A 1,552-nucleotide genomic window follows, 5' to 3' on the forward strand; every position below is an offset into this window, starting at 1 on the left:
GGGAGACGCTCTTCGGAATCGACGTCGCGGTGGTGCAGTTCGTCTTCGCCACGCCCGTCCAGATCTGGCTGGGCAAGGAGTTCTACGGCAACGCCTACAAGGCGCTCGTGAAGAACCGGACGGCAAACATGGACGTGCTCATCGCATTGGGTTCGACTACGGCCTACGTCTACAGCGTCGCCGTGATGCTGTCGCTCATCCCGGGCGGAACCTACTTCGACAGCGCGGTGCTCATCCTCGTGTTCATCACGCTCGGCAACTGGCTCGAAGCCCGGTCGAAAGGCCAAGCGAGCGACGCGCTCCGCGAACTGCTCGAACTGGAAGCCGATACGGCGACGGTCGTCGAAAACGGCGAAGAGAACGAAATCCCCCTCGAAGAAGTCGAGGAGGGTGACCTTCTGCGCGTTCGTCCCGGCGAGAAGATCCCGACCGACGGCGTGGTGGTCGAGGGAGAAAGCGCCGCCGACGAGTCGATGGTGACGGGCGAATCCGTCCCGGTCGAGAAAACAGAGGGCGACGAGGTCATCGGCGCGACCATCAACGAAAACGGCGTGCTGACGGTTCGCGCGACGAAGGTCGGCGATGAGACCGCCCTCCAACAAATCGTCGGCATGGTGAAGGAGGCACAGGCCCGCCAACCGGAAATCCAGAACCTCGCCGACCGCATCAGCGCGTACTTCGTTCCGGCGGTCATCACGAACGCGCTGGTCTGGGGCGTCCTCTGGTTCCTCTTCCCCGAAACGCTTGCCGGGTTCGTGAACGCCCTGCCGCTCTGGGGTCTGGTCGCTGGCGGTCCGAGCGTGGCCGGTGCCGCAGGCGCGACCGGCGGCGTCACGACCTTCGAGTTCGCCGTCGTCGTCTTCGCCAGCGCGGTGCTCATCGCGTGTCCGTGTGCGCTCGGTCTGGCGACCCCGACGGCCACGATGGTCGGGACCGCCATCGGCGCGCGCACCGGCGTCCTGTTCAAGGGCGGCGACGTGCTGGAGCGCGTGAAGGACGTCGAGACGGTCGTCTTCGACAAGACGGGGACGCTGACGAAAGGAGAGATGCGGCTGACTGACGTGATAGCGATTCCGAGCGAAGACGGGGATGGGGCGACGATGGCAGACGGCGGGGCACAGGTAGCCGATTCGGCGGGAAGTGCCGCCGAATCGAGGACCGAGGCGTTCGTCCTCTCCGCGGCGGCTAGCGCGGAGCGCGGGAGCGAGCACCCACTCGCACAGGCCATCGTGGCGGGTGCGGAGGAACGTGACGTCGAACTCGAAGACCCGAGTTCGTTCGAGAACGTCCCCGGCCACGGGATTCGTGCCGAGACGAGTCACGGAAACGTCCTCGTTGGGAACCGAAAGCTTCTGCGCAACGCCGGAATCGAGGTCGAACCGGCCGAGGAGACGATGGAACGACTCGAACGCGAGGGGAAGACGGCGATGTTGGTCGCGGTTGACGACTCACTCGTCGGCGTCGTCGCCAACGCCGACGAGGTGAAAGAAAGCGCGAAGGAAGCCGTCTCCGACCTCCGGGAGCGCGGGTTGGACGTGCACATGCTCACCGG

General features: G+C 65.5%; 1 protein-coding gene. It reads left to right on the forward strand.

Translation table 11 applies throughout. The features are described 5' to 3' along the window. Positions 1 to 1,552 (forward strand): heavy metal translocating P-type ATPase (locus tag WBV42_RS10815; RefSeq protein ID WP_423986034.1); only part of this gene is annotated, 1,552 nt, incomplete at both ends.

It is taken from the genome of Haladaptatus sp., from assembly GCF_049589095.1.
Taxonomy (GTDB): Archaea; Halobacteriota; Halobacteria; order Halobacteriales; family Haladaptataceae; genus Haladaptatus.